Here is a 20,476-nt window from a genome sequence, read left to right as displayed (position 1 = left end):
CCCCGTTAGTCTGTCGCCTCGATTGCTAATGGGGTTATTTCTATCTTCTGCACCTTTGCCTCAACGGCATCAAATTTAATCAGTACAACATTAAAGTCTGCAAATTCAGCACGGGCTTTAAACTCAACCACTGAGGTCTTATCCACGCAAATGACGCAATCAATATCAACATGACGGCCAGCATGCCAAGTCAACTTAGATAACGCCCAGCTGACCAAGCCATGATTAGCTACTTTTCGATAAATCTCCGGCGCAAATAAGACTGGATGGCTAAAACTTCCTAAGATCATCATCAAGTCACGCCAAGTTGCCTGCTCAACCACCACTAACAACCTAGGAGACTTATGCAGCTCATCAGTATCAAGCAGCTTAGTGGTGAACCTTACCCTACGAATGAAGTAGCTAATAACACTCAATAGTAATTCCGGCCAACGCCAGAGTAGGTAAACCAGCACCACGATGTTAGCGCTCGCCAAGAGCAAAAACAGCTTCTCTATCGGCCACTGCAACACGTTGAGTGCCAGCATGGCAAAAATAGCTGAACTCACCATAAACAGGGCATTGATAATATTATTACTGGCTATCGCCTGCGCGCACTCTCCCTCTTTCGCACGCGCCTGGATATAGGTGTATAACGGCACGATAAACAAACCACCGCCAACGCCGATCATAAACAGATCAAACATAAGACGATAGTGACCCGTCTCTGCAATGAAGCCTTGCAGGCTATAAAGCGTCTCAACATCGAACTTGGCAGGTAGTGCAAAGTAGAGATCTATGCCTACAATGGCTAATAGCATCAATCCCAAAGGCATTATCCCCAGCTCGACCTGTCGACAAGACAAGCGTTCACAGATGAAAGAACCTGCACCGATCCCCACCGAAAACAACAGCAAGAGTAGCGATACAACGGTGGGATCCGAGTTTAACGTGATGCGAGCAAAGTTTGGAAACTGAGTGAGATAAGTCGCGCCGACAAACCAAAACCAACTAATGGCTAAGATAGCGGTCCAGATCTCGGGAGATTGACGCACCTTTTTAATATTGGCCAAGGTGGCTGAAACTATAGCAAAGCGCGGCTTAACATCTGAATGAGCAGGAATGCTCGGGATAAACCAACTGGCAGTCATACCTATTAATGCCAAGCAGAATACCGTGGCCGCAGCCCAGTAAGTCGCGTAGTCACTAGCAACGATCATCCCGGCTGAAATCGTACCTGCCAAAATAGCCAAGAAAGTGCCCATCTCGACCCACGCATTACCGGAAACCAGCTCGCTGTCGCGCAGCACTCTTGGTAATAGGGAGTACTTTACCGGGCCAAAGTAGGCTGATTGTACACCGGTCAAAAAAAGCAGTAGCAACATCACTAGATAACTGTGACTGATGATGGCAAATATCGCCACCGACATAATCACCAGCTCGAAAACCTTAAGCCGACGAATCAACAATGCTTTATCGACACTGTCTGCCACCTGTCCCGCATGAGCAGAAAATAGCAGGAAAGGCAGAATAAATAAGCCTGCGGCCAAGTTTACAAATAGGTGGACATCTATAGGTAACTCATCGACCTGTGAGTAGCTCACTAACAGTAGCAATACGTTCTTAAATACGTTGTCATTCAATGCACCTAGGCATTGAGTCACGAAGTAAGGTAAGAAACGTCGGCTAAATAACATCGACCTTAGTTGTGTTCCTGTTTGAAATAACTCATCAACAGCCTAGGCTCACCTTCACCAAAGTAATCGGCCTCGAAGCCATTCTCGGTAAAACCACTACGCAGATATAACGCCTTAGCAGGATTGTCAGGATCTACAGTCAGATTGATCTGATTAACCTCTGGAGGAAGTGTGGCTAATAGTTGCGAGATAAGCCTAGTCCCAATGCCCTTGCCACGTGCACTGTCCGATACTGCTATCGACAAAATCCAAGCGATATCAGCTTTAGCACTATTGGATGCCAGTAGATAACCGATAACCTTAGCGTCACCATCTTTAGCCACCAAAAAACTATCGGGCCAACAGTCTAATGCCTGTCGAAAGAAAAAATCAGGGTAGCAATGTCCAGCGAAACATTGCTGTTCGAGCGCGTCGACCGCTTTTAAGTCTTGCTTTGTAGCAACACTTAACTCAATTAAATCATTCATTAACTAAAATTTGATCCCACTCAAGAGCTGGCGATCCAACCACAATAAAGTTCGGGTTCTCTAGGCTTTCGCGTTCATTGTAGCTCAGTGGTTGCAGGTTAAGATCCATGATCTGCCCGCCCGCTTCCTCAACGATGATCTGCGCTGCGCCAGTATCCCACTCACCGGTAGGGCCAATACGCACATAGCAATCGGCCCGTCCTTCGGCAATCAGGCAGCTCTTAAGTGCGGCACCACCGAGCACCACTAATTCACAGTGCTTACTCTGATTAAAGAGTTTAATCACAGACTGGGGATCTTGACGACGACTTACCGCTAAGCGCAGTGAATCCGAGGTCTCGCTCGTTAGCTGTTTACTGCAAATACGCACTTCTGCACCGTCTTTGCGCTTATAAGAGCCTAAACCAGCGATACCGTAGTAACAGACCTCTGTCATTGGCGCATATACCACACCAAGAATGGGACGGTTATGCTCAACTAAGGCAATAATGACCGAGAAATCACCACTACCCGCAATAAATTCGCCAGTGCCATCGAGCGGATCGACTAACCAATAACGTTGCCAATCACAACGCTCAGAAAAAGGGATCTCGGCATCTTCTTCTGACAGAACCGGGATATCTGGCGTCAATGCCTTTAACGCTGTGGTAATGACCTCATGGGCGGCAAGATCGGCAGAGGTAACAGGGGTATTATCAGATTTAATCTCGCGCTCAAAATCACCTTGCAGATAAATTTCACGGATCTTCTTACCCGCTAACGTGGCGATTTCAATGACTTGATCTACATAACTCTCTGGCTTCATAACTACTCCAACAGCCTAATACCCATGACCTGCGTCGACTATGACTAACTTAGTTGTAGATGTTTTAACGCTAAAAATAAAGCACTTACACTACGAGATTCGGAAAAATCTTCCTCTTCGAGCAGATCTTGCCATTTGGCTAACGGCCAGGTTACCAAATCGATAGGCTCTGGCTCATCACCTTCTAGGCGGCTCTCATAAAGATCTTCGGCTAAAAATATCTGCATCTTACTAGCAAAATAGCCCGGTGCTAAACTTAACTCCATCAAGTGAGTCAACTTTCTAGCCCCAAAACCTATCTCTTCTTGTAACTCTCGATTAGCAGCCTCATGAGCCTCTTCGCCGGGATCGATCAATCCCTTAGGAAAGCCAAGCTCATAGCTATGTGTGCCTGCAGCATACTCTCGGCCCAATAGTAGCTGCTCTCGATTTAAAACCGGCACAACCATTATCGCTCCCCGATTATTGCCCTTCATGCGCTCATAATGACGCTCGACTTGATTAGAAAACCTCAGGTGCACCTGCTCTATTTGAAACAGTCGGCTTGTTGCAACCACTTCTGCGTGCAAAATCTCAGGCTTGTCATTCTTTTTCGTCATACGGGTCTCGGGACGGCTGCCAATTCAAGTATAATCTTACTATTGTTCTCCCAATCTACAACATGATTTTTCTAGGATCACTAATCTATGTTTCCATGGAATGAAATTGATACCGTTCTACTCGATATGGACGGCACCTTGCTCGACCTGCATTTTGACAACCACTTCTGGTTAAAGCTTATCCCACAGGAGTTGAGCCAAGAGCGGGCTATATCGGTGCAAGAAGCGAGCGAATGGGTTGAACAATGTTATGCCAATGTCGAGGGCACCTTAGACTGGTATTGTCTCGATTACTGGCAGCAGCAGATGGGGCTAGATATTATGGCGTTGCATCGCAAGTTAGTTGAGCGGATCCAGCTGCGCCAAGACAGCATGCCTTTCCTTAATGCCCTAAAAGAGGCCAATAAATCGCGGATCTTAGTCACCAATGCCCACCCTAAGAATCTTGCGCTGAAGCTGGAGCACACAGACTTGAGCTTAGGCCTAGATCATATGATCTCCAGCCACGAAACTGGCTACCCAAAAGAACATCCGCTTTTTTGGCAGCATCTATTTCAGCAATTCAAACTCGACCCAAGTCGCTGCCTATTTATAGATGATAACGAAGCCATACTTCAGGCTGCAAGACTCGCAGGCGTTGGCTACCAGTTAGGCATCGCTAATCCAGATAGCCAGAAACCTAACAAGATATTCGATGACTTCCCAGCCATTGAAGATTATCACCACCTGTTAGATGAGCTTATTAACCCATAGTAATAACACAAAAAAGGCGCTAATTAAGCGCCTTCTTGATTGAATAACCTGAACCTACTAGATAGGCAAACGCCCCTGATAGGTTATCGGGTAATAACCTTGACTGTCTTTCTTGCCTAAGAAAGACAGTGCTTTCTTCAGATCATCTGGCTGAGTGTTCACTTCACGAATTTTCGCGTTCACTTGCACCATCTTGTTATCAGCTAATACGATATTACCATCGAGGCCTAAAGCATTAAGCTTTTCATCTGTAGTCAGTTCAACTTTGCCATCTAAACAAGCTAGACCTAGGGCGATATCACCTAACGGGTATTTGCCAAACTGGTTAGTGACATTGACTTGATTCAAGAATAGCTTACCCGATAGCTGTTCACACCAAGGTAAGCCCTGTTCAAAGTTATCGACCAATACGCTTAAGTCGCCATTAACTTTAGTTCTAAAAGGTAAGTTAGTACGTCCTAACAGGAAGCTACTCGGCGCCTCAAACCTTAAACCGCTAACGTCTAATCCACTTAACGAATAGGCCACGGTTCCTTTACCGTTTACCGCACTGGCTCTGCTACCTATAACCACATCGGCCTTAACTGTGCCCGTCAGTAATGACCAAACATTAAGATCCCAGCTTATCATCTCCACTTGGCGCTGCTGCACGCTCAACATATCTATGCTGCCCGCCCAGATTGTGCCACTCACACCGCTGATGCTGATATTTTTCGGAATGGGCGCCAATTTAACTGCAACACTGGCCGGAAATAACACCACTAAAAAAATCAAATAAACCAGAAAGCCAAGGGCTATCTTTTTTGCTAATTTCACTACAACACCTTATTTAGATAGCTGAATACGACGAACATTAACGTAACCAGGAGTATCAGACTCGGCTAAGTCTAAACTCTCTAATGACAACCCCTTGTTTTGCACCAATTCATTCAAGTAGTTCAACAGGGTATCAAACGGTACTTCATCCATCCAAACTTGGATCTTATTACCTTGAGGCTGCATACGGGTAATCGTCAAACCGAACGCGCCTGCGGTTTGGTTCACAGCGGCACTTAAACTACCTCTAAAAGCATTGCTACCGCCGCTCTGCTTAAGTCCTGCAATACGGTTAGCGGTCTGTTTAACATAGTTCAAGGTGCTTTGTTGGCCATCGAGGTTACGTTTCGCCTCGTCTTCAGCATTAGCGATGGGCGTCCAGATCCCCCAATACAAGATACCTATGACTAATACCACACCACAGGCGGCAACCATCTGTTGTTCGCGAAGAACCAGTCCGTTCCACCAAGCTTTAAAGTTTTCCATCTTATTTGCTCCTTATGGTTAAGGTGCTGGTGACTTGAGATTCACCGCTGTTCATGGCACCACCATCAAGCTTGTAAGAGCGCGAAATGATCTCTTTGAACTTCTCAATTTGTTCATAATTTTTGGCCGTTACCTGCATACGAATTTCATTACGGTTGCTATCAAAACGTAACGTAGTCGGCTTAAGTTCTGGCACTTGAGCAAAAGCTTCTTGCATACCACTAAGCATGACAAAAAATTCACTGCCACTGCCGCCACCTTGAAGTGTGCGAACATAACTTTCCATCTGAGAGCGCAGGTTCACCACTCGTGAGCTGCCAGGTACCACTTGCTTATAGATCTGTTCACTCTGGGCCTTTAACTGATCAGCCTCGCTATTCATCTGATGAATATTGAGCCCCTTATTTACCAGTGCTAAGACGATAACGACTGCAAATGCGATAGCGGCGTTACGCCACAGGGTTAGATGCTTACCATACTCTTTCTTCGGTTTATAAATACCAGAAAGCAAATTCATAGGTGCATTCAACACGCCTTTAGCCAACACTAACATTGGCAGGTCAAGCGGCTGTACTTTGACTTCAGTACCAGCAAGTTGCAGCTCGGTATAACCCGCCACTGTCGTTGCTGCATCTTCATTGCCAATCAACTGCGGTAAAGCGACATCTAGCCAACTCTGGCTTAAGCTCACACCGCTTCCTTCACCAGTACGTAACAAGATCTCTTTGCCAAAACTCATCGCAGCCCAGTCACATTCAGCCAAAGGCAGCGCTAAACAATCTGGTACGATAGACTTTGCCTTCAGCCCTGCATCAGAAAGCCATTCGATCCACGCCTGCATCTGCTCATGAGCAACCACAGCAATACTGAGCAAGTCACCACTGCGGGGACCTGTGACAAAATGCAATTCATCCACATTTTGGGCAAGGTTCTCTTCCAGCATAAATGGCAATGCTTTAACCGCTTGGCGCTGACTCTTCTCTGGTAGCTCTACTTGGGTTAACGTAATGCTTGAAGCGGGTACTAGTATATCAACCGCGCGATTACCCGCTCTTTCAGTAAGAGTCGATAGAGCACTGGCGTCGCTAAGCTCACCAGAACCTATAATTTCTTGTTCCTGCTCAGACCAAACCAGCCAAGAGCAGGGTTGCTCGGCGGTTTGCCCTAAGCGGATGAATAGTCTTTCACTCACTGATCTGTCTCCACAAGTCTCTTTAAGCTCGTTTAAAGGACCGTTGTTATTTTTGCCCACCAAATTGGCGGGATAACACTTCTAATTTGTTACTATCGCCATAAAGCACGCTTTCTAATCTAAATACTGCGGTATCGACTTTTGCCCCAGCCTCGAGTAAAAAATATTTACTCGTAAGGCCAAAGCTCGACTTAAGCTTGGCATCACTGGCTAATGAAGCGATGGAGGAGTTTTCCCAAAACTCTTCTATCTTGTCATAACCGTCTAGTGGGCGTTGATTGATGATGCTTTCAGCCTCACCCACCGAAATCTTATTATCAAACATACCAGCAATTAACGCCGCCTGCTCCACAGGTACCGTATTGACGTTTAATACTTGAGTGGTGTTGCCTGGTATTGCACACACATATGGCGCCAGCTTTAAGTAAATATCTTGAGTAAAGCCCATCACAGCACGTAGCTCACTCTTATGACTCATCAATGTATTTGCGGCGCGATAAGGCACATTACGTGACTCATATTCTGCATCTTCAGCGCCATAGGGCCCAGCAGTCTGATCTTCATCGATATAATCTTTTGCCGTTTGCGCCAATCGTTCAGCAGCAAACTCATCCATGCCTAATGCAACTAGCAGCCCTTTAAATTGCACCGCCGGCAAAGGCATCTTAGGCTGACCATTCTCAACTTTTTCACTAGGCGCCGATAACGAGTTCACGTTAAAACACGCGCGCATATCGCTAATTTTACCGGCAATCTCGCCCTTTTCAGCGGGAAATACCACATCGGCCTGCGCCCAATATTGCTGCAGGTGCACAGTATCTGAGTCTTCTAAGTCTTGCTTCAGTACTTTTTTAGCAATCTCTTCGGCAGAAATCCCATACCAAAAAGCCTGATCATACTGCGCCATATTTAAGGTGCGCCTAACCGACAGCTGGTTACGCGACGTTATATTGGTGGCAATAATCGCTACCATAGCCACAATTAATAATACGACGATAAGGGCGACACCACGTTGCTTAGAAGGCATCTCTATTCACCTTTCTCGTTGCCATTATTACCGCCATTATTGCTTCCGCTATTATTTCCGTTATTGTTATTGCCGCCGTTGTTACCACCATTATTATTGCCACCACTGTTATTGCCGCCATTGTTGCTGTCATCATTGCTACCAGCAAGGGCGCCTGTCGGCACTAAGAACTTACGCTGCACTTTACCAATATCTTCAAATTCAATTTCAATGGCGATCGCCTTAGGCAATTTGGTGGCGTCAGTTTTACGCTCCCACTTGTCATCGGTGAAAAACGCGTACTCGACAGAGATCACTTTATCCATGATCACCGTCTTAATCGGCTCGGCGCCAATCTCAGGCTCTGGATAGGGGTAATACCAACGCTGCAACTGCCCTTCCATCACCACATAAGCCACCGACTGTAAGCTACCTCTTGGTAGTAAACCATCGGGGTTGAGCCAGCCTAAACGAAAAAAGACTAACGACTCAGATTCCGAGTCGAGCATATTACTGCCTGTCTGAAAGACCGTGGTCCCTCTTCCACCCTCTAACAATCTTGGCGTGCGCGCAACCATCTGATTCAAGTCACGCTCGATAACACCAAAACCTTGCTGCATCGCCTTGAGTTTGGCGGCAAAGTCTCGAGTGCTGGTATCGTTTTTCATCACGGTACTCAGCACGGTATTGGCTGCCAAGCCTAGCATCGCGAAAATGGCAATGGCGATCAGCATCTCTAGCAGGGTAAAACCCCGCAGTGCTTTAGTCTGCTTTGAGAACATAGCTGCTCACTTCGGCGATAACGCGAGAAAATCGCTCATCATCACTGATACTAATGCGGATCATTCTAAAATTATCATCGGTGGTCTTAATGACCTCTTTGCGCCAATACCAATCTTTATTGGCTAGCTCTACTTGCCCATCTTTACGGCCAAGTTCTGGAAATTTAGGTTCTAAACGGGCATCGACCATCTGGTTATGAGCCACCCACTGCGCCATGGTGCGCTCTTCTAGAATCGGCATGTTGGCGATCTGCTCACCTAGGCTCTTAGTGATTGACACAGCCGCGATAGAAAATACCGCTAGGGCTACAATCACTTCCAACAAGGTCATGCCGCTTTGCTTACGAGGCCTAGTCATAGAACCACTTCATCTTCAAAGCCCATTCTTAAGCGCCCTAAAGCATCACCAAAGACAACAACTTCGATATCTTGCTGCATCTCATCTTTACTAACAAAAGAGAGTTCAAACGCACTCATTTCACCGCTAGGAAACAACATGATCTGTGGCTCGGGGAATTTCTTTTTTTCATCCGCAGATTTTTCAATTAGCGGCTCATCGAACCAGGAATCTTGCTCTTCATCTTCTTGCACTAGTGGTAGGCCATCGAGTACCAATACCATCTCGACCCCGGGTTCCATCTGACGCTCGGCCAGCAATCTGTCTTGCTCTAAAGGCTTCCATTTTCCTTCATCGTAATAAACAAATTTATAGCTGGTATCTTCTATAACAATGCCAACGAAATGGCCGCTCAAGACCGTTTCATCAAGCACCATTTCCGTAGCCATCATAAATTGCTGCGCAGTTCGCTCAAGCGCCTTCTCTTTGCTGGCCCCACCCATGCCTAAAGTGACAGCTGTTGCAGCTAGCCCCATAAGCAAAACAACGAGCAACACCTCCATTAAGGTGAAGCCCGTTTGGCGCGCTAACTTAACTCGCGGCAAGATCATCTTATTGGAAGTTCTGTAGATTCCAGTTGCCAATATCATCTTCAGTACCTGGCTGACCATCAGGACCTGCACTAAAGATATCTAATTTACCGTTTTCACCAGGGCTCAATAGCAGGTAATCGTTACGCCAAGGGTCCTGTGGTAAACGTTTAACATAACCATCTGCACGATAGTTACGTGGCTCAGGAGAGATCGTTGGCTTTTGTACTAAGGCTTCCAGTCCTTGCTCTGTCGTTGGGTAAACACTGTTATCCAACTTATACATGTCCAAGGCATTTTCTAATGCAACGATATCTGAAACCGCTTTCTGTTGGTCGGCTTTATCTTTGTTACCCATCAAGTTAGGTACAACCATAGAGGCCAAAATACCTAAAATAACGATAACCACCATCACTTCTAAAAGGGTAAAACCTTTTTGTTTATTACGAGTTTGCATTAACTACTTCCTTAAACTAAAAAACTCACACACCGCCACTAGATAGCGTTAGCTGAAAGTGAGTATTAACCACTAATCATATTATTCAGCGCCAAAATCGGCTGCAAAATAGCAAGAACAATAAACAGAACCACTGCAGCCATACTAACAACTAACATAGGTTCAAATACCCCCAAAGCTATCGTCACGTTTGACTCAAACTCTCGGTCTTGATTATCGGCGGCTCGCTCAAGCATCTGTTCGAGCTGGCCACTCTTTTCACCAGAGGTAATCATATAGAGCATCATAGGCGGAAAAAGTTTAGTGTTGGCTAGTGCCGTACCCAAACTCGTACCTTCTCGCACTCTTAATGTTGCATCCTCAACCGCAGCCTTCACCTTCACGTTAACCAGTACGTCACTAGCTATGCGCATCGCATCGAGCAGAGGCACGGAACTGGCGGTAAGAATACTCAAAGTACGGGCAAAACGTGCCGTATTGAGGCTTTTACTCACCTTGCTAATGACAGGCAAACGTAGCAGCATGCTGTCGTATTTCATGCGGTTTTTAGGAGAAACCAGCAAACGCTTAGCGATAAAGAACAAGCCGACAATAACCGCGAGCACAATCAGGCCGTAATCGCGAATAAAGTCGGACGATGCTATCAATAGCTCCGTCGTCCAAGGTAACTCCTGCCCCATATGCTCAAACTGACCGACAACCTGCGGCACGACAGCAGCAAGTAAGATGGCAATAACGCCAATCGCCACCACGGTCAATACGATTGGGTAGATCATCGCCTGAGTCATTTTGCTCTTAAGCTGCTGGCGGCGTTCGGTGTAATCGGCAAGACGATTCAACACCACTTCTAAGTGACCTGACTTTTCGCCAGATGCCACCATAGCGCGATATAGCTCATCGAAAATATGCGGGAACTCGGCCATCGAATCGGCGAGGCTATAACCTTCTACCACCCGTGAACGAACCGCCATCACCATGCTGGCTAAACGATCTTTCTCACACTGTTGACCAACGGCCTTTAATGCTTCTTCTACGGGTAGGCCGGCAGCTACTAAGGTTGCTATTTGACGGGTGATCAGCGCAAGTTCAGCGGTAGAGATACCGCGCTTTAGAAAACTAAAGCCGGCAGATTTCGCCTTACTCTCTTTCTCAACGACTGGAGTGATCTCCAGCGGCATCAAACGCTGCTCTCTTAATTGGGTCCGAGCGTGCCTTGCTGTATCCGCTTCGACTACACCCTTTTTCTGCTTACCGGTTTTATCTAACGCTTTGTATTCAAATGCTGGCATGGCCTACTCCTCTCGAGTGACACGCAGCACTTCTTCTAGGGTAGTTTTACCCGCAAGCACCTTACTCATACCATCATGACGTATGCTAGGCACAGATTGACGTATGTGTTTCTCGATAGCCAGCTCACCTCGACCAGTATGGATAAGTTCACGCACGGTATCGTCGACAACCAACAACTCGTGAATACCAGTACGGCCGCGGTAACCATTATGGCCACATGATTGGCAACCCTTAGCACGGAAAATCGTACGTGGGTCATCAGCACTAATGCCTAACAACTCTCTTTCACGGTCATCCGGTGTGTGCTCCTCTTTACAGCTTGGGCACAAGGTACGGATAAGGCGCTGAGCAAGCACGCCAAGTAGACTGGATGAAACAAGGAAAGGCTCAACACCCATATCTTGCAGACGGGTAATTGCACCCGATGCCGTATTGGTATGCAGTGTAGAGATCACCATATGACCTGTCAGTGATGCTTGAACCGCAATCTGCGCCGTTTCAAGATCTCGAATCTCACCGATCATCACCACATCTGGATCTTGACGCAAAATAGCGCGTAAACCACGGGCAAACGTCATATCGACCTTAGTGTTAACCTGAGTCTGACCTATGCCTTCAAGTTCATATTCAATGGGGTCTTCAACGGTTAGGATGTTGGTGTCTTTCGAGTTTATCTCTGTAAGCCCCGCATACAAGGTGGTACTCTTACCCGACCCCGTTGGACCGGTCACCAAAATAATGCCGTGGGGTCTACGGATCAGCTCATCAAATTGATGACGCACCGCCTCGGTCATGCCTAGTTGTTCTAAATCTAGGTTACCGGCATTTTTGTCTAATAGACGTAAAACGACTCGCTCACCATGACTCGACGGCATTGTAGAGACACGCACGTCAACGGCACGACCAGCGATACGCAGCGAAATACGTCCATCTTGTGGTACACGTTTCTCTGCGATATCCAGACGAGCCATAACCTTAATACGTGACACTAACAGAGATGACAACTTACGATTAGGCTTGAGGACTTCTTTTAAGATGCCATCGACACGGAAGCGCACAACCAACTGCTTCTCGTAAGTTTCGATATGAATATCCGAGGCTTCCTCTTTGATCGCCTCAGACAAGAGTGCGTTGATTAACTTAATAATCGGTGCATCATCATCGCCTTCGAGCAGATCTTCTGTTTGCGGTAGCTCTTCAGCAAGGGTGAACAGATCCATCTCGTTGCCAATGTCTTCCATCATCTGCTGCGCTTCAGAGGAGTTCGCCTGATAAGCCTGAGTCAACCGCGCCTCAAAGGCTGCATCTTCTAGCTTGATCAGCGGCAGCTCTTTACCACAATAGCGACGTACCTCAAGCAGCGCGCTCAGTGGCGTGCCTTGGGTATGATATAGCGACAACTCGCCTTCATCATCGGTAGCAAGTGCAACATTAAAACGGTGTGCGAAGGCAAACGGTAGTCGCTCTTTGCTACTCGAATGAAAGACTTGATCCGCTTCTTCCTCAGACACTAGCCCAAGCTCACTCGAGACTTGTGCTAGCTCTTCATCGACTGGTATTTGATTATCACTCATCGCTTGAATCTTTATCCGTGCCGGTGCTTTGCTTATCCGCTTCAGCGGCATCGCTATCTTTACTATTGGAGATGCTCTTCAGCGCTGGATCTGTCTCACGCATTTTAGTGTCTAAACCTTTACCCTCTTTGTAACGGTTGAGCACTTCGTTCACATCTGCTGGCAAGTATGCATCTTGATCCCACTCCTCTAAGACTGGCACTTCAGCATTTGGCATCAGGTTCACGCCACGCTCTTGCTGTTCAAGTTGCAATGCACGGAAATAGTTATACTTACGGCCAGCGATGCCTTCCATGGTGATACCATCACGGATAATCGTCGGCTTGATAAACACCATCAGGTTCTTCTTTTTCTTACCGCTCGAAGAAGACTTAAACAGGTGGCCAATAACCGGAATATCGCCTAAGAAAGGTACTTTCTGCACCGACTCTTGCACTTCTTCGTTGATCAGGCCGCCCAATACTACGATCTGACCCGAGTCTGCCATAACCGTTGTGGTTAAACGGCGGGTCGCGAAAGTCACGTCGACCCCGGTTTTACCATTAATACCCGATACTTCCTGCTCGATAGTTAACTTAACCGCATTACCTTCGTTAACCTGAGGTACCACTTTAAGCTTAACCCCGACCTCTTTACGTTCAACGGTCTGGAACGGGTTACTGTTACCGTTGCTGGAGTTTTGGCTACCCGTCAGAATCGGCACTTCGTCACCCACAATAAATGACGCTTCTTGGTTGTCTAGGGTAGTAATTGATGGTGTTGCTAATACGTTTGACTTGGTATCGCTTGAAACCGCTTGAATAAGTGCGCCAAAGTCACCCATGGCCACGCCCCATGCCATACCATTAACTTTACCTAATGCTTGCGCAAGCAAGGTAATGTCACCACGGGTATCAGGATTCTCGGTACAAGTACCATCATTACAAACGGTAGAACCTTCTTCACCTTGTGCCTGCCAGATACCGGCGCCAATCTCACCAATGGTTGGACCTAGGTTATTAAACTGAGTACCGCCGCCAGCTTCAGTTGCCCACTGCACACCAAAACCAACATCATCGCCTTCTGACACTTCGACGATAATCGCTTCAACTAAAACCTGTGCACGACGAATATCGAGCTGATTGATGACGCTCTCAATGGTGCGCATCTGATCTGGCTCAGCACTGATAACCAAAGCGTTGGTATCCGTGTGGGCCATGATATTAATTTCGTTACGTCGCTTGCTACCACCACCTTGTGGCGCACCTTTATCATCAACAAGTTGCTCAGCAAAACCTGTCAGTACTTCGACTAAGTCTTCCGCCTTCGCATAACGCAGGTAACGGACCTTGGTATTACCAGTATTGGCCTGTTCATCATCGAGGTTTTTAATTAGCTTTACTACACGCTCACGGCTCTTTTCATCACCACTAACCACTACCGCGTTGGTACGCTCGTCGGCAACCACTTTCGGTGCCTGCCCCGGCATCTGTGCCTGATTAGCTGTAGAGCGATAAAGGGTATCGATGATACGGACGATTTCACCGGCTGAAGCGTACTCAAGCTTAACCACCTCCACAGCTGTATCACCTTGCTTATCAACGCGGCGGACAATCTCGACCAACTTATTAACTACGGCTGCGCGGCCAGAGATCATCAATACGTTTGAAGGATCATAGTTAACGACGTTACCGCCGCCGGCGTTATCGTTGAGCTGGCGTAACAGAGGGGCAAGCTGCTTAGCTTCGGTGTTGTAGAGGGCAACGATACGGGTAACCATTTCGTCACCTAACCCAGGTGCATTATCATCTGCGACACGAATTGACGCTGTTTTAGCATCCTTATCTTTGATCACCTTGATGATGTTGTTATCCATCTCGACAACGGCATAACCGTAGACTTGCAAAACGTTGAGGAAGAACTGGTAATATTGTTCGTCGTTAAGCAAGTCGTAACTGCGGACGTTAATTTTGCCACGAACGGTTGGGTCGACAATAATTGTTCGATTCAAGTTTTTACCAACAATGTTGATAAACTCTTGGATATCGGTGCCTTTAAAGTTAGCCGCATATTGTTCAGACCAAGCAAGTTGAGGTGCTAGCAATGAAGCCCCCATAACCATACCGGCGATTAGTCTGCGTCTAATCTGCTTATTATTCATTGTTATACTTCCCCTAAACCCTTTCGTTGCGGCAAATTTAAATCGTATTACTGCAAATTTTATTGTTATTTCCTGCTGCGATTACTCGGGCAGACTAAACATTATCTCTATCAGTTGCCCATCACGCTCGACCATTAAAGCAACTTCCGTCATCTCTGGCAGCTGAGCCATGACCTCTAATGCTTGCCCCATATCGGTCAAGTCATAACCATTAATCGATTTTGCTAAATCATTTGCTTTGAAACCAGCTTGTTTAAACAGTTCCCGATCTTTCCCCGGATTGAGGCGATAACCCGCCAGCTCTCCGCCACTTTTTACCGGAGATATCGACAGATAATCGGTAATCTTGCTTGGATCAGCTAAAATTTCTTCGCGAGACTGACTAAGTTCAGCTGCCACGGCGCGATTCTCGCGATTATCAATTGTCTTACCCTTAGAAACACTCTTCGCTTTTTGCAGCTGTTGATTAGCCGTACCGTTAGTATTGTATTCTAGACCATCTAACATCAACGTCTCATAACGACCGCTGTTAGTGATAATAATACGGTCTGCATAGACCTCTTTAAGTGAGGCCGATGTGCCTCTGATCTTATCACCTAAACTGTAAGTATCTTGACTGCCACTCGAAGCGATCACCGCTAAGCCTTTCTGTTCGGTAGTCGAAGCCACCACACCTGTGAGCTGAATAGAAAGTGAAGTTTTAGGTGCATCGGTAATAATCTCTTCAACAGGTGCAGCCTTTGGTTTGGCACCAGTCGCATCAGGTTTACCGAAAAGAGACAGTTGTTGCAGGCCGACAACGTTGACTTGGCCAGTGGAAGTGTTTGTGACAGGAGTCGGTACCCAGCGAGCGGTCGCTGAGTCGTCTGGAATTAACTTCCAAGTTATTTGCGCTAATAGATACAGAGCGATCAATAGCCCTATGCTAAATATCGCTGTGCTAACAGGCTTTTGAGGCACGCCAGCAGCCTTAGTTAAAAACTTATCTAATAAATCCATATTTAAGTGGACCCTCTGTGCAGGTCTCTGTTCTGATTATAATAATTTAGCGAATCCTGACTCATGCTAACCTACACTGCTTTTGGCAACAAGCCCATAACAGCAGCAATGTTGGCGATAATTGACCGAATATGCTAACTTTACGCGCCTAAAAAGGGTGTGAAGCCTGCCACTATTTTACCAGCGAGAAAGTAAAGATTTGTATATTACTGCTGAGCTTGTGAGCTTCCCCCTGCATTTTAATTTAAATTAATCTAATCACTGGAGTCGCTCATGAATAACAACGAGCAACAAGCCATTCAAGTAAGGCTTGATAAATGGCTCTGGGCTGCGCGCTTTTATAAGACGCGAGCCATCGCAAAAGAGATGATTAATGGTGGTAAAGTACACTATAACGGCCAACGCACAAAATCGAGCAAATATGCCGAGATAGGTGCCACCATCAGATTAAGACAGGGCTATGACGAAAAAGAAATTGTCATCGCTAAACTGTCAGAATACCGACAAAAAGGGTCGATAGCACAAACCCTTTATGAAGAGACACCGCAAAGTATAGCCAAACGTGAGACTTATGCTGAGCAACGACGTCTGAATATTCTGAATAATCCCGCTCCTGATCAGAAGCCGGATAAGAAGCAACGTCGACAAATTATGCGCTTTAAAGAAAGCTAAAAATTGGAAACCCAGAATGAACACAGAGATGACTACAGATAATTTATATCGTTACTTATTCGAAAACGCGAGCGTTCGCGGCGAATTAGTGCAGCTAAAAAATAGCTACCAAGAAGTAATTTCAGCACACGAATACCCATTAGCTATCCAGAAACTATTGGGCGAACTAATGGCTGCAACCTCATTATTGACTGCAACCTTGAAGTTCAGCGGTGATATTAGCGTACAGCTACAAGGTGACGGTCCGGTATCGCTAGCGGTGATCAACGGTAATAATCTGCAACAGCTGCGTGGCGTATCGCGCTGGAATGGTGATATTAGCGATGACGCAAGCCTTAAGCAGATGTTTGGCAAAGGTTATATGGTCATAACCCTAACACCTGATGACGGTGAGCGTTACCAAGGTGTTGTTGCACTAGATAAAGACACATTAGCTGAATGTTTAGAAGATTACTTCGAGCAATCAGAGCAGCTGCCGACTAAGATCAAGCTATTTGCAGACACTAAGCAAGCCGCCGGCATGTTCTTACAGGTGTTGCCAACCGATGGTAATCACAACGGAGACTTCGAGCATCTATCTGTGCTAACTGAAACCGTTAAGCAAGAAGAGCTGTTTACACTGCAAGCCGAAGAAGTGCTACATCGTCTATATCACGAAGAAGAAGTGCGTCTGTTCGATCCGGTTGAGATTACCTTTAAGTGTACTTGCTCTAAAGAGCGTAGCGCTCAGGCTATCCGCACCGTATCAAAAGATGAAGTCGACGCGATCATCGCCGAGCAAGGCAAGGTGGAGATGGGCTGTGAGTACTGCAACAACAAATATATCTTTGACTCAATCGATGTTGAAGCTATCTATGCCAATGCAGCAAGCAGTGAAGTGACCCAATAATTTGTAGATCAGAACACGATAGATTGAAGGCGCTCATCGAGCGCCTTTTTTATGCTCAAATTTCGCTTATTAACACGGAAAAGCATTGGAAAAAGTGTTTTCATATCTCTTTTTGGTATTTTTTTTGATCTAGTACACATATTCACATCCGCATAAGTTACAATCGCCCCTAAATAAAAGCTGGCACGATAGATCAGCACCTAATGATGACCTCACAGATGGAGACCTTACCTATGGCGGATGGAGCAAACCGCGAGTACCTTAACCTTTCTACAGGCCAATTAGTCGAGCTTGCGTTAGCACGCGGCGAAGGTCAATTGACCGCGAATGGTGCTTTAGTTGCAAAGACTGGTGAACGTTCAGGTCGTTCTCCTAATGATCGCTTTATTGTCAAAGAGCCTAGCTCTGAAGCCGATATTGAATGGGGACCAGTCAACAAGCCTTTCGAAGCCGAAGCCTTTACCGCGCTTTGGAATCGAGTAGAAGCTTTTCTAGCAGATAAAGACACGTTTGTATCGAACCTCGAAGTCGGTGCAAGCAAAGAACACTACCAGCCAGTAAAAGTCACCACTCAGTATGCTTGGCATCAACTATTTGCTCGCAACCTATTCATCGTGCCAGAAGAGTTCAATGCAGCCGACAAACCCGTATGGCAGATCATGAATGCACCAGGGTTTGAATGTGATCCTGAGCGCGACGGTACTCACTCTGATGCAACTGTTATCATCAACTTCGCCGAACGCAAGGTACTTTTGGCTGGCCTTAAATATGCTGGTGAAATGAAGAAGTCGATGTTCTCGGTACAAAACTTCCTACTTCCCGCTAAAGGCGTGCTACCCATGCACTGCTCGGCTAACGTTGGCAGCGACGGCGATACCACTCTGTTCTTCGGCCTATCTGGAACTGGCAAAACAACACTCTCAGCCGATCCTAAGCGTTTCCTAATCGGCGATGATGAGCACGGCTGGGCCCCAGGCGGCGTATTCAACATCGAAGGTGGTTGTTACGCAAAATGTATCGATCTAAGTCAGAAGAACGAGCCAGTAATCTGGGATGCTATCCGCTTTGGCACTGTGCTTGAAAATGTTGTTACTGATGAAAATCGCGTTCCTGACTACACAAACTCAAGCCTAACTGAAAACACCCGTGCCGCTTACCCGCTTGAACATATCGCGCAGCGTAAACTGGATAACTGCGGCGCAGAGCCACATGCAGTCGTGTTCCTAACCTGTGACGTTTCTGGCGTATTACCGCCGGTATCTAAGCTGACAAAAGAGCAGGCTGCTTATCACTTCTTGTCTGGCTATACCGCGAAGGTAGGCTCAACCGAGATGGGGTCGACAGCAGCAATCCAATCGACCTTTTCCACCTGTTTTGGCGCACCTTTCTTCCCACGCCCAGCGGGTGTTTACGCCGAACTACTGATGAAGCGAATCGAGTCTTTTGGTAGTCAGGTTTACTTAGTCAACACTGGCTGGACAGGTGGCCCGCACGGTATTGGTAAACGCTTCGATATCCCTACCACTCGTGCCATTGTCGATGCCATCGTCTCAGGCGAATTAAAAGATGTGGAGACTGAGTATCTAGAGAAGCTAAACCTTCATGTACCAGTTGCCATTCCAGGCGTAGACAGCAAGCTACTAAACCCAATCAATACTTGGGAAGATAAGGCTCAGTATGCCGAGTTTGCTCAGCATCTTGCCGATAGCTTTAAGGCTAATTTTGAGAAGTATCAGGTTCCTGATTCGATCAAGAATGCCGGTCCTAACGCTTAAAAGCATGATAGCTAAGGGCTAAGCGCTAAGCGCTAAGCGCTAAGCATTGAGCGTAACTCACGTTTAGAGATTACATTCGAAATTAGCTTCGCGAATAAAAATCCCAGCCCATGCTGGGATTTTTTTTACCGAGGACAAATGTAATAAGCACTTATAAATCAGTCAGAAAAATCAGGTAAGCACAACGCTTGCTCTCCTCACCATGTAAAGACAAGCAAACTTTAAGTAAAGCACCCTTGACTTGGCAAGTTTTAACCTCTAAGTTATAAGTCAAGCTTACTTGACATTGCTCAAGTGAAAAACAAGCCATACATAAGGAACTGTTACCATGAAGATCATCGAAGCCATCTGTGCCAAAGGTCTGCCAAAACGCGACCTGAAAAATGCCAACCGAGTTAATCTGCTTGCACTCTTTTGGGCGCTCACATTAATGATAAGTACCTTCTTAAGTGAAAATGAATTGCTTAGCAGCGGCTTGTTCATCACCTTAGCATTCTGCATCCACACGCTTCTCGGTATTGCCATGTTGGCATCCTATCGCCACTTTTTGGTACAGCTCGATGAGATGGAGCGCAAGGTTCAACTAGATGCACTTGCTTTGTCTGTGGGGGTCGCCATTATTAGCTTTTCCAGCTATTCAATACTAGAAAATAACGCTATTGTGCCCCCTCTCAATGCGGCATATCTCATAGTATTAATCGCTTTGACCTATATCGTAGGCATCATTAAAGGAAGGATCAGTTACCGATGAAAAACCGTCTAAAAGTGCTCCGTGCCGAGCGCGACTGGACTCAAGCCGACTTGGCAGAAAAGCTAGAAGTTTCACGACAAACCATCAATGCAATCGAAAAGGGAAAATATGACCCAAGTTTGCCTTTAGCTTTTAAAGTCGCTCGGTTATTTGAGATGCCAATAGAAGCCATTTTTGAAGATGAAACTGAAACCGTTATCAGCTAAGCAAGCACCACTCTCTATTATGTAGATCTAAGGTTTCACTCTGAAACCTTAGATCTATTCAGTCAGCTAAGGCACTACAGATATACCGCTACCTCCCATTTCAAACAGGCAAAGTTCGCTCCAGTGATAACAAATTAAACTCATATTTAGAAACAGTTGTACTGTTGCACTTATCGATGTTTTATTGAAAGATAACCGCCTAATAATAATTCAA

General features: G+C 46.3%; 22 protein-coding genes. 6 read left to right on the top strand and 16 right to left on the bottom strand.

Features of this window, described 5'->3' with window-relative positions; translation table 11 throughout:
• Positions 1–5 precede the first annotated feature (5 nt).
• The 4 genes from K5Q92_RS16245 to nudE are packed head-to-tail and all read right to left on the bottom strand — an operon-like array spanning position 6 to position 3,547.
• Positions 6–1,676 carry an MFS transporter gene (locus tag K5Q92_RS16245; protein ID WP_220769976.1) on the bottom strand — a complete coding sequence of 557 codons (1,671 nt, stop codon included), beginning with the start codon at positions 1,674–1,676 and terminating at the stop codon, positions 6–8.
• 5 nt (positions 1,677–1,681) lie between these two features.
• Entirely contained in the window at positions 1,682–2,143 is a 462-nt protein-coding gene (locus tag K5Q92_RS16240; protein WP_220769975.1) for a GNAT family N-acetyltransferase, read from the bottom strand.
• On the bottom strand, positions 2,136–2,948 hold the full coding sequence (gene cysQ, locus K5Q92_RS16235; RefSeq protein ID WP_220769974.1) for a 3'(2'),5'-bisphosphate nucleotidase CysQ: 813 nt from the start codon (positions 2,946–2,948) through the stop codon (positions 2,136–2,138). The genes K5Q92_RS16240 and cysQ overlap by 8 nt, the downstream gene beginning before the upstream one ends.
• Positions 2,949–2,992: 44 nt before the next feature.
• Positions 2,993–3,547, bottom strand: coding sequence for an ADP compounds hydrolase NudE (gene nudE / locus K5Q92_RS16230; protein WP_220769973.1), 555 nt, complete (start codon positions 3,545–3,547; stop codon positions 2,993–2,995).
• Between the two features lie 87 nt (positions 3,548–3,634).
• Here nudE and yrfG point away from each other — a divergent pair, with 87 nt between their 5' ends.
• On the top strand, positions 3,635–4,300 hold the full coding sequence (gene yrfG / locus K5Q92_RS16225; protein WP_220769972.1) for a GMP/IMP nucleotidase: 666 nt from the start codon (positions 3,635–3,637) through the stop codon (positions 4,298–4,300).
• 57 nt (positions 4,301–4,357) lie between these two features.
• On the opposite strand, the gene K5Q92_RS16220 is transcribed toward yrfG, so the two are convergent.
• From K5Q92_RS16220 to gspC, 12 genes are all read right to left on the bottom strand, one after another.
• On the bottom strand, positions 4,358–5,116 hold the full coding sequence (locus tag K5Q92_RS16220; protein WP_220769971.1) for a type II secretion system protein N: 759 nt from the start codon (positions 5,114–5,116) through the stop codon (positions 4,358–4,360).
• 9 nt (positions 5,117–5,125) lie between these two features.
• Complete coding sequence (locus tag K5Q92_RS16215) at positions 5,126–5,602, bottom strand: type II secretion system protein M (protein ID WP_220769970.1); 477 nt, start codon at positions 5,600–5,602, stop codon at positions 5,126–5,128.
• A 1-nt stretch (position 5,603) separates the two neighbouring features.
• Entirely contained in the window at positions 5,604–6,794 is a 1,191-nt protein-coding gene (gene gspL, locus K5Q92_RS16210; protein WP_220769969.1) for a type II secretion system protein GspL, read from the bottom strand.
• Positions 6,795–6,840: 46 nt separating this feature from the next.
• On the bottom strand, positions 6,841–7,821 hold the full coding sequence (gene gspK, locus K5Q92_RS16205; RefSeq protein ID WP_220769968.1) for a type II secretion system minor pseudopilin GspK: 981 nt from the start codon (positions 7,819–7,821) through the stop codon (positions 6,841–6,843).
• Positions 7,822–7,823: 2 nt separating this feature from the next.
• Positions 7,824–8,582 carry a type II secretion system minor pseudopilin GspJ gene (gspJ, locus tag K5Q92_RS16200; RefSeq protein ID WP_220769967.1) on the bottom strand — a complete coding sequence of 253 codons (759 nt, stop codon included), beginning with the start codon at positions 8,580–8,582 and terminating at the stop codon, positions 7,824–7,826.
• On the bottom strand, positions 8,563–8,940 hold the full coding sequence (gene gspI, locus K5Q92_RS16195; RefSeq protein ID WP_220769966.1) for a type II secretion system minor pseudopilin GspI: 378 nt from the start codon (positions 8,938–8,940) through the stop codon (positions 8,563–8,565). Before gspI ends, gspJ begins: the two co-directional genes overlap by 20 nt.
• On the bottom strand, positions 8,937–9,569 hold the full coding sequence (gspH, locus tag K5Q92_RS16190; RefSeq protein ID WP_220769965.1) for a type II secretion system minor pseudopilin GspH: 633 nt from the start codon (positions 9,567–9,569) through the stop codon (positions 8,937–8,939). The genes gspI and gspH overlap by 4 nt, the downstream gene beginning before the upstream one ends.
• Complete coding sequence (gspG, locus tag K5Q92_RS16185; RefSeq protein ID WP_028767563.1) at positions 9,532–9,966, bottom strand: type II secretion system major pseudopilin GspG; 435 nt, start codon at positions 9,964–9,966, stop codon at positions 9,532–9,534. Before gspG ends, gspH begins: the two co-directional genes overlap by 38 nt.
• A 65-nt stretch (positions 9,967–10,031) precedes the next feature.
• Positions 10,032–11,255 carry a type II secretion system inner membrane protein GspF gene (gspF, locus tag K5Q92_RS16180; protein WP_220769964.1) on the bottom strand — a complete coding sequence of 408 codons (1,224 nt, stop codon included), beginning with the start codon at positions 11,253–11,255 and terminating at the stop codon, positions 10,032–10,034.
• Between the two features lie 3 nt (positions 11,256–11,258).
• Positions 11,259–12,830: a type II secretion system ATPase GspE gene (gene gspE / locus K5Q92_RS16175; RefSeq protein WP_220769963.1), complete on the bottom strand. Its 1,572-nt coding sequence runs from the start codon at positions 12,828–12,830 to the stop codon at positions 11,259–11,261.
• Positions 12,823–14,970 (bottom strand): type II secretion system secretin GspD, encoded by a 2,148-nt coding sequence (gspD, locus tag K5Q92_RS16170; RefSeq protein WP_220769962.1) that lies wholly within the window; start codon positions 14,968–14,970, stop codon positions 12,823–12,825. The genes gspE and gspD overlap by 8 nt, the downstream gene beginning before the upstream one ends.
• Positions 14,971–15,051: 81 nt before the next feature.
• Positions 15,052–15,969 carry a type II secretion system protein GspC gene (gene gspC, locus K5Q92_RS16165; RefSeq protein ID WP_220769961.1) on the bottom strand — a complete coding sequence of 306 codons (918 nt, stop codon included), beginning with the start codon at positions 15,967–15,969 and terminating at the stop codon, positions 15,052–15,054.
• Positions 15,970–16,242: 273 nt separating this feature from the next.
• Here gspC and hslR point away from each other — a divergent pair, with 273 nt between their 5' ends.
• The 5 genes from hslR to K5Q92_RS16140 all read left to right on the top strand — a co-directional run bounded on the left by hslR (position 16,243) and on the right by K5Q92_RS16140 (position 20,262).
• Positions 16,243–16,641 (top strand): ribosome-associated heat shock protein Hsp15, encoded by a 399-nt coding sequence (gene hslR, locus K5Q92_RS16160; protein WP_220769960.1) that lies wholly within the window; start codon positions 16,243–16,245, stop codon positions 16,639–16,641.
• Positions 16,642–16,669: 28 nt separating this feature from the next.
• Positions 16,670–17,530: an Hsp33 family molecular chaperone HslO gene (gene hslO / locus K5Q92_RS16155; RefSeq protein WP_220769984.1), complete on the top strand. Its 861-nt coding sequence runs from the start codon at positions 16,670–16,672 to the stop codon at positions 17,528–17,530.
• 233 nt (positions 17,531–17,763) lie between these two features.
• A complete protein-coding gene (locus K5Q92_RS16150) occupies positions 17,764–19,305 on the top strand; it encodes a phosphoenolpyruvate carboxykinase (RefSeq protein WP_220769983.1) in 1,542 nt (513 codons plus the stop codon).
• Positions 19,306–19,633: 328 nt separating this feature from the next.
• Positions 19,634–20,056 carry a hypothetical protein gene (locus K5Q92_RS16145; RefSeq protein WP_220769959.1) on the top strand — a complete coding sequence of 141 codons (423 nt, stop codon included), beginning with the start codon at positions 19,634–19,636 and terminating at the stop codon, positions 20,054–20,056.
• The gene (locus K5Q92_RS16140; protein WP_220769958.1) at positions 20,053–20,262 is read left to right on the top strand and encodes a helix-turn-helix transcriptional regulator; all 210 of its coding nucleotides are present in this window, start codon (positions 20,053–20,055) and stop codon (positions 20,260–20,262) included. The genes K5Q92_RS16145 and K5Q92_RS16140 overlap by 4 nt, the downstream gene beginning before the upstream one ends.
• Positions 20,263–20,476 lie beyond the last annotated feature (214 nt).

Origin of the sequence: Shewanella sp. MBTL60-007, from assembly GCF_019654915.1 — a bacterium.
Lineage (GTDB): Bacteria > Pseudomonadota > Gammaproteobacteria > Enterobacterales > Shewanellaceae > Shewanella.
This window is presented reverse-complemented; position numbering and strand designations above follow the sequence as displayed.